Here is an 8,045-nt window from a genome sequence, read left to right on the forward strand (position 1 = left end):
CCCCAACCTCGTCCGGTGTCCCTTTCACCTCACTGACGTCGTGGGCGACGGAAATGTTGCACCGTCCCGGTCAGCGGGGGCGTCGACGCCGCCGGGTCATGGGACGCGCGGTACCGGGTACGAGAAGAACGAGGAGGTTTCCATGCATATGGCACGTTCTGGGAATGAGCCGCTTCGAGCGCGCAGCGCGCTGCGGGCGCGGTTCGCGCTCGCGGCCTTCGGCCTGGTCTGGGCGATCGCGGGAACCGTGCTCTTCATCAGCCTCGGACAGACCGGGTGGGCCGTCTTCTTCGGGCTGCTGGCACTCGCCACGGCCGTCGACCTGTTCGTGATCGTCCGGCGCATCCGCCAGGGTCCGCACTGGCAGCCGGGACGCGACGTCCCGCCCTACGAACCGCTCCACAAACGCTGAGCACGGAGGGAAGCCATGCTCGGCGGGGAAAGACCGAGGGCCCGGTGCGTGCGCACCGGGCCCTCGGTTTCAGTAGCGGGGACAGGATTTGAACCTGCGACCTCTGGGTTATGAGCCCAGCGAGCTACCGAGCTGCTCCACCCCGCGTCGTTGAACACCACCCTACGGGGTGCCGACGCCAGGACCAAATCCATTTTCCTCAGGTCTCCGCCGGCCGGTCTCCCCGGGCCCTGTGGGGCCTTCGCCGGGGACGCCGAACGGCACCGCGAGGCGAGGCGCCGCACCGACCGCCGGTCACTGCGCAGGGGCGGAGCCGATCAGCTGCGCCTGCCGGGCAGCGCCGCGCTCGGGGCGACGGCGACGGCACCGCCGTCCGGCGCGCCCGCGGTCGGACCTGGGACGCCCCGGTGGCGGACCGCTCCGCGAGCGGGCCCGGTAAACGCGTTGCCGGGGGCCCGGTCGCGGCGTACCTTCTGCCCCGGCCCTGCAATCGTCTGTAAGGAGAAGGCCGTTGCTCTTCTGAGGTCCGGGACACCGTGCCCGCGGCGCCGAACCGGCGTCCGCGCGGGCCAGTGTGCGACCTCGGCCGTGAGCAGCCGCCTCAGCGCAGCGCCCGCCTTCGGTGTCCCCGTGTGCCGACCACCGTCAGTCACGAGCACCCGGAGGACCACATGGGACATCCCACCCTCTCCATCACCTGCACCGACCTCTCCTTCGCCTGGCCGGACGGCACCGCCGTCCTCGACGGCTTCCAGTTCTCGACCGGCCCCGGCCGCACCGGTCTGATCGGACTCAACGGCTCGGGGAAGTCGACCCTGTTGCGGCTCGTCGCAGGCGAACTCGCCCCCGTCGACGGGTCCGTGCGCGTCAGCGGCGAGATCGGCTATCTGCCGCAGGACGTCGTCCTCGACACCGCCCTGCGGGTGGACGAGGCCCTGGGCATCGCGGACGCGCGGGCCGCCCTGCACGCCATCGAGGCCGGCGACGTGCGGGAGGAGCACTTCGCGGCGGTCGGCGACGACTGGGACGTGGAGGAGCGGGCGCGCGCCGAGCTGGACGCCCTCGGGCTGGGCCATGTCGGCCTCGACCGGGTCGTCGGCGAACTGTCCGGCGGCGAGTGCGTCCTGCTGCGGCTGGCGGCCCTGCTGCTGCGCCGTCCTGGCGTGCTCCTGCTCGACGAGCCGACCAACAACCTCGACCTGGAGGCCAGGCGGCGGCTCCATGAGGCCGTCGCGGGCTGGAACGGCGTGCTGGTGGTCGTCTCCCACGACCGCGAACTGCTCCGCCACGTCGACCGGATCGCCGAGCTGCGCGACAGCGGCGTCCGCTGGTACGGGGGCGACATCGACGCCTACGAGGAGGTCCTGGCCGCCGAGCAGGACGCCGCCGAGCGCATGCTGCGCGTCGCGGAGTCCGATGTCCGTCGGCAGAAGCGGGAACTGGCGGACGCCCACGTCACACTGGCCCGCCGGCAGCGGTACGGGCAGAAGATGTACGACTCCAAGCGGGAGCCGCGCGCCGTGATGAAGCTGCGCAAGCGCAGTGCCCAGGTCTCGGCGGGCAAGCACCGCGTCCTGCACACCGAGCGGCTGGCGGAGGCGAAGGAGCGGCTGGACGAGGCCGCCTGCGCGGTGCGGGACGACGACGAGATCCGCGTCGACCTGCCGCACACGGCGGTCCCGGCCGGTCGCACGGTGCTGACGCTGCGTTCCTTGCGGACGGCGTACGGGGCGCCGGCCGGGGACCTGGACCTGCACGGCCCGGAGCGGATCGCGCTGGTCGGCCGGAACGGCGCCGGGAAGACGACGCTGCTGCGGACGATCGCCGGCGGACTCCTCCCGGCGGAGGGCGAGGTGGCGGTGCACGTGCCGCTGCGCTTCCTGCCGCAGCGGCTGGACGTCCTGGACGACGGGCTGTCGGTCGCGGCCAACGTGGCGCGGTTCGCCCCGGAGGCGACGGGCAACCGGATCCGCGCGTCGCTGGCCCGCTTCCTGTTCCGCGGCGGGCGGGCCGACCAGGCGGTGGGCTCGCTGTCGGGCGGGGAGCGCTTCCGGGCGTCGCTCGCGGCGCTGATGCTGGCCCAGCCGGCGCCGCAACTGCTGCTGCTGGACGAGCCGACGAACAGCCTGGACACGGCGAGCGTGCGGCAGTTGACGACGGCGCTGGCGTCCTACGAGGGGGCACTGGTCGTGGCGAGCCACGACCTTGCCTTCCTGCGGACCATCGGCGTCACGCGCTGGCTGCGGCTCGACGCCGGGGGGCTGACCCGCGTCGATCCGCTGTGACGGGTGCGGCGCCGCTCCCGGCGGCGGGGCTCCCCCCTGGTGCCCCGCCGCCGGTGTCCCACGGACCGCCCGTGCGCCGGCGTCAGCGGTACAGCTTGTTCACGGCGGTCCATGTGGTCTTCTTGAAGGCCTTCAGCGGGATCTGCTCCAGGGTTCCCATCTGACCCCACTCGACGACGGTGACGGTGCGGCCGTCACGGCCGATGCCGTAGAGCCGGACGTTGTGCTCGGACTCGGGGGGCGCCACGTGTACGCCGTAGACGTGTGCGCCCTCCTCCACGGCGAGGCGGCCGTAGCTCTTCCAGTCGGCCTCCGAGCCCGGGTGCTGCTCCAGGAACCGAGCGGCGCAGCCCCGCACGGACGCGCGGAGCTCGGCGGCGAGGTCGCGTGCCGCCTTGGTGTTCTTGGCCGTGAAGGTGACCTGCTGCGCGTTGGTGTCCAGGTCGGTCCAGAACGTGCGGTGGGAGACGCCCTTGCGGGGCAGGCCGCGCAGGGCGCAGGCGGCGCCGCTCTCGGGCAGGCCGGTCTGGACCTGGTCGGCGTACCAGGGCGAGTAGGGGTAGGGCGGCAGTTCCTTCGGCGCGAGGAACCTCGGCGCCTTGCCGGGCGCGGCGGTGGCCCCCGCCTCGGCGGAGCCGGCGGCGAGGAGCGAGGTGGCGGCGACCGTGGACAGCGCGGTCACCGCGGCGCGGCGGATGATGGTGCGGTTCAAGGTGCTTCCCCCGTGGTCGGATCGTGGAGTCGGCCGTCGCCGAGCGGCGGCGGTGCTGTGTCCAGCCTGCGCGGCGCCGTCACGACCCGGCAACAGCCGCGGCCTCTTCCGGGACGCCGGAACGGTTGCGCGTACCCTGGCCTGGGGAGGCATGAGCGCCCTGGAACGGGCGACCGGGACACGGGAAGACGTCGGGGGCACGGGACATGGGTGGTACGGCGGCGGGAAGCGAGCACTTCGCCAGGGGCTTACGCGAGCTGAAGGAGCGTTCGGGGCTGAGCTACGGTCAGCTGGCGACCCGGCTGCACGTCAGCACGTCGACACTGCACCGCTACTGCAACGGTGACGCGGTGCCGACGGACTACGCGGTCGTGGAGAGACTGGCACGGCTGTGCGGCGCGGGGCGGGAGGAACTGGTCGAGCTGCACCGCCGGTGGGTGCTCGCCGACGCGGTCCGCCGGGTGGGCAACCGCGGTGGCGGCGCGGCCGGTCCGGAGCCCGGCGAACAGCCCGACCGCGACCGGGAGCGCGCCGCTGGCAGCGGCACCCGGATCGCGCCCGCCGGAAGGATGCCTGCCGGAAGGATGCCTGCCGGCCCCGCGCACCTGCCGGACCCCGAAACCGCACCGGACCCCGAGATCGCACCGGAGGCGACGCGGACCGCGGCGGCTCCCGCGCCCGCGGCGACGACACCGTCCGCGCCGCCGAAAGCGACGCCGACCGCGCCGCCGAAGGCGCCCGCCGAACTCGAGCCGGTCGGCGCCGTACCGCCGCCGCGACGGCCGCGGTCCTGGCGCCGCCGCGTGTCCCGGCCCGCGGTCGCCGGGTCGGTGGCCGCGCTGGTACTCACCGGGGTCACGATGGCGGTGACCGACAGCACCGGCAGCGAGGGCCTGCGGGGGCGCGCCTCCCCCTCCTCCCCGGCCCGCCTTCCCGCGCACTCCGCGCGCTCTGACGCGTCGGTGAGCGCGCCCGCCCCGTCGGGCGGCACGGGCACGGTCCCGGCGTCACCAGGGACGTCCCCCTCCGGGCGAGCCCCGTCCACCGAACCGTCGGGCCAGGCCACACCCAGCGTTCCGCGTTCACCGGACGGCGGTACGCCCGCCCGGCCCCCGGCGCCGGCGCAGCCGCTGGTGTGGAGCGTGCGCTCGCACGTCTGGCAGAACGGCTGCAGCCACCGCTACCTCATCGACCGCCCGCCCTCGGCCGTCCCTCCCCCGCCGGTCTCCCAGGACGCGCGGGCCTGGGCGGCCGCCCTGGGTGCCGTGCACGGCGCCACGACCATCGTCGAGGCCACGATCAGCGCGAAGGGGGCGGCCCCGGTGGTCGTCCAGGCCCTGCACATCCGTGTCCCCGACCGCCGGGAGCCGCTGCGCTGGTCCTCGTACTCGATGGACAACGGCTGCGGCGGAGCGCTGACGCCCGCCGAGTACGCGGTGGACCTCGACGCCGCCCGTCCGCAGGCGCAGCCGCGGGACGGCAGCGACAGCGAGCACACCCTCCCCGCGGTCCGTCTCCCCTACCAGGTCACCGCATCGGACCCGCTGGTGCTCAGGGTGCACGCCCGAACGGTGCACTGCGACTGCGACTGGTACCTGGAACTGGAGTGGAGCGCCGGCGGCCGGTCGGACACGGTCCGCATCGACGACGGCGGGCGCCCCTTCCGCACCAGTGGCGTGAAGGGCCGCCCCGAGTACAACTACTGGTCCCCGGGGGACGGCTGGACCCGGAGCTGAGCCCTCCGGGTCAGAGGCCGAACGGCCGGAGGAAACCCGTGTGCGCGGTGACGAGCACGACCAGCACCATCAGGTCCGTCGCGCCCGGCACCAGGCCGGCGAGCGCCCGCACGGGACGGCGGGTGCCCCGGACCAGCGCGACGCCGCCGAGGATCAGGGCCGAGGGGCCGAGCACCATGGTGAAGGCCGGCAGGCCGATCAGGCCCAGCACGAAGGCGGCGGCACCGGACCGTTCCGCCGCCCTGCTCCACCGCCTTGGCGGTGGCGTCGGCGTCGGCTGTCCGGAAGTACAGCGTCCAGGAGGGCCGCATGCCCTCCTCGCTGAGCTGCCCGTAGGCGGCCACGGTCCTCCCGCCGAGGCGGAAGAGGCCGTAGCCGCCGGCCTCCGGTCCGAGGGGCTGCGCCACCCCGGTCGAAGAGCCCGCTCGCGCCGGGCGGCGTCACTTCCCCTGGGTGAACGCGTCGTAGGCCTTGAGCACCTCGTCCGTCGGGCCGTCCATCCGCAGCGTGCCGTGCTCGAGCCAGATGGCGCGGTCGCAGGTGTCGCGGATCGACTTGTTGTTGTGGCTGACCAGGAAGACCGTGCCGGCCTCCTTGCGCAGCTCCCGGATCCGGGCCTCGGAACGCTTCTGGAAGGAGCGGTCACCCGTCGCGAGCGCCTCGTCGATCATCAGCACGTCATGGCTCTTCGCCGCGGCGATCGAGAACCGCAGACGCGCCGCCATACCCGAGGAGTACGTCCGCATCGGCAACGAGATGAAGTCGCCCTTCTCGTTGATCCCCGAGAAGTCCACGATCTCCTGGTACCGCTGCCGCACCTCCTCCTGCGACATACCCATCGCCAGACCGCCGAGCATGACGTTGCGCTCACCGGTCAGGTCGTTCATCAGCGCGGCGTTCACCCCGAGCAGCGACGGCTGCCCCTGGGTGTAGACCTTGCCGCTCTCCGCCGGCAGCAGCCCCGCGACCGCCTTGAGCAGGGTGGACTTGCCGGAGCCGTTGGAGCCGATGAGCCCGATGGACTCGCCCCGGTGGGCGGTGAAGCTCACCCCGCGCACGGCGTGCACCGTGCGGACGTTGGGGTTGCCCTTGCGCCGGACCAGCCGCGACAGCGCGTTGACCGCGGTGCCGCGTCCGGTGCCCGCGCCGTGCACCCGGTAGACGATGTGCAGGTCGTCCACGATCACGGTGGGGACGCGCTCGCCGCCCGGGGTGGTGTCGCTGCGCTCAGCCACGGCCGTACCTCTCCTCAGCCTTCCAGAACCACACGAAGCCCCCGACGCCCATGACCAGCGCCCAGCCCAGGGCGACCGCCCAGACGTGCGGGGGAAGCTGCGCGGAGGTGAAACTGTCGATCAGCGCGAAGCGCATCAGGTCGATGTAGACCGCCGCCGGGTTCAGATCAAGGGCGATCTTGACCGCGGTCGGCGCGTGGGACGCGAAATGGCTGATGCTGTACATGACACCGGACGCGTACATCCAGGTACGCAGGATGAACGGCATCAGCTGCGCCAGGTCGGTCATCTTGCTGCCGAGCCGGGCCATCACCAGCGCCAGGCCCGCGTTGAAGACGCACTGCAGGACCAGCGCGGGCACCACGAGGAGCCAGGACGGCCCGGGCACCTCGCCGGTCATCAGCACGATGGTGGCGAGGACGAGCATCGACATCAGCAGTTGCTGCAGCTGCATGATCGTCTGGGCGATCGGCAGGCTGGCGCGGGGGAAGTGCAAGGCCCGCACCAGGCCGAGGTTGCCCGAGATGGCGCGGACGCCCGCGAGCACCGAGGACTGGGTGAAGGTGAAGATGAAGACGCCGGTGACGAGGAACGCGATGTAGTTGTCGACACCGCGGTCCGTGTTCAGCAGCAGGCCGAAGATGAAGTAGTAGACGGCCGCGTTGAGCAGCGGCGTCAGCACCTGCCACAGCTGTCCCAGCCGGGCCTGGGTGTACTGCGCCGACACCCGGGCGGTGGCGTACGCGGTGATGAAGTGGCGGCGTCCCCACAGCTGCCGCACATAGGCGGCCAGCCCGGGACGGGCTCCGCTGACCGTGAGGCCGTGCCGGGCCGCCAGCTCTGCGGGGGACGGCGCCGGAGCGCCGGGCGGCGCGGGCGCCGCTGAGGAGGACTCGATGTCAAGGCTCACGAGGGGGGCGCTTCCGTTCGGGGGTGATGCGCAAGGGGGGCGGTTGTGCACCGGCGGAACGAGACCGTATCGTCGTTACCGGGACGTTAGACCACCTGGGCGCTGGAACGCAACCGTTCCGTCCCGTCGTCGCGTAGGCTACCGGACATGGCACCGGACACCGCACCCCCAAGACGCCCGCCCGCCGGGGCGGCAGTGCTCCGCGACGAGGTCACGGAGGCGATCCGCGCCGCCGTCTTCGCGGAGCTCGCAGCGGTCGGGTACGGCCGGATGTCCATCGAGGGCATCGCACGGCGTGCGGGCGTCGGCAAGGCCGCGGTCTACCGGCGCTGGCGCTCCAAGCTGCCGCTCGTCCTCGACGTGGTCTCCGCCGTCGCCGCCCTGGGCGTCCCGGCACCCGCCACGGGCAGCCTGCTGGGCGACATCCGGATGCTGCTGGAGATCACGGCGCGGGCGCTGCGGCACCCGTTCGCCTCGCAGATCATCCCCGACCTGCTGGCGGAGGCCTCCCGCAACCCGGAGATCGCCGAGACCCTGCAGGCCGCGCTGCGCGACACCCAGCGCGGCATCGCCGAGGCCATCGTCGAAGCCGCCGTGGAACGCGGCGAACTCGCCGCCGGCACCGACTGCGACCTCGCCCTCGACCTCATCGCCGGCCCCCTCTACTGGCGGCTCGTCGTCCTCCGCATCCCGCTCACCCCCCGCTACCTCGACCGCCTCGCCGCCGCGACGACCGCCGCCCTGGCCGCCTCGGC

The 8,045-nt window shown here is 73.3% G+C and carries 8 protein-coding genes and 1 tRNA gene; 4 read left to right on the forward strand and 5 right to left on the reverse strand.

What is annotated here, in order from left to right; all coding sequences use genetic code 11:
• The first annotated feature begins 148 nt into the window (after positions 1-148).
• The gene (locus ACRWND_RS21805; protein ID WP_431951929.1) at positions 149-412 is read left to right on the forward strand and encodes a DUF6343 family protein; all 264 of its coding nucleotides are present in this window, start codon (positions 149-151) and stop codon (positions 410-412) included.
• Positions 413-485: 73 nt separating this feature from the next.
• On the opposite strand, the gene ACRWND_RS21810 is transcribed toward ACRWND_RS21805, so the two are convergent.
• A tRNA-Met gene (locus ACRWND_RS21810) sits at positions 486-559 on the reverse strand.
• Between the two features lie 524 nt (positions 560-1,083).
• Here ACRWND_RS21810 and ACRWND_RS21815 point away from each other — a divergent pair.
• Positions 1,084-2,697 carry an ABC-F family ATP-binding cassette domain-containing protein gene (locus tag ACRWND_RS21815; protein WP_431951931.1) on the forward strand — a complete coding sequence of 538 codons (1,614 nt, stop codon included), beginning with the start codon at positions 1,084-1,086 and terminating at the stop codon, positions 2,695-2,697.
• Positions 2,698-2,779: 82 nt separating this feature from the next.
• On the opposite strand, the gene ACRWND_RS21820 is transcribed toward ACRWND_RS21815, so the two are convergent.
• Positions 2,780-3,409 carry a hypothetical protein gene (locus ACRWND_RS21820; protein WP_431951933.1) on the reverse strand — a complete coding sequence of 210 codons (630 nt, stop codon included), beginning with the start codon at positions 3,407-3,409 and terminating at the stop codon, positions 2,780-2,782.
• A gap of 206 nt (positions 3,410-3,615) precedes the next feature.
• Between ACRWND_RS21820 and ACRWND_RS21825 the strand changes: the two genes are divergently transcribed.
• Entirely contained in the window at positions 3,616-5,145 is a 1,530-nt protein-coding gene (locus tag ACRWND_RS21825) for a helix-turn-helix domain-containing protein (protein ID WP_431951935.1), read from the forward strand.
• 10 nt (positions 5,146-5,155) lie between these two features.
• Here the strand turns inward: ACRWND_RS21825 and ACRWND_RS21830 are convergent, their stop codons facing one another.
• The 3 genes from ACRWND_RS21830 to ACRWND_RS21840 all read right to left on the reverse strand — a co-directional run bounded on the left by ACRWND_RS21830 (position 5,156) and on the right by ACRWND_RS21840 (position 7,290).
• Positions 5,156-5,356, reverse strand: a complete 201-nt coding sequence (locus ACRWND_RS21830; RefSeq protein WP_431951937.1) for a hypothetical protein — start codon at positions 5,354-5,356, stop codon at positions 5,156-5,158.
• Positions 5,357-5,585: 229 nt separating this feature from the next.
• Positions 5,586-6,380 carry an ABC transporter ATP-binding protein gene (locus ACRWND_RS21835; protein WP_431951939.1) on the reverse strand — a complete coding sequence of 265 codons (795 nt, stop codon included), beginning with the start codon at positions 6,378-6,380 and terminating at the stop codon, positions 5,586-5,588.
• Positions 6,373-7,290 carry an ABC transporter permease gene (locus ACRWND_RS21840; protein WP_431951941.1) on the reverse strand — a complete coding sequence of 306 codons (918 nt, stop codon included), beginning with the start codon at positions 7,288-7,290 and terminating at the stop codon, positions 6,373-6,375. Before ACRWND_RS21840 ends, ACRWND_RS21835 begins: the two co-directional genes overlap by 8 nt.
• Positions 7,291-7,437: 147 nt before the next feature.
• On the opposite strand from ACRWND_RS21840, the gene ACRWND_RS21845 reads away from it, so the two are divergent.
• The coding region (locus ACRWND_RS21845) for a TetR/AcrR family transcriptional regulator (RefSeq protein WP_431951943.1) at positions 7,438-8,045 on the forward strand (608 nt) is incomplete at its 3' end.

The sequence above is a fragment of the Actinacidiphila sp. bgisy167 genome (genome assembly GCF_965342175.1).
Lineage (GTDB): Bacteria > Actinomycetota > Actinomycetes > Streptomycetales > Streptomycetaceae > Actinacidiphila.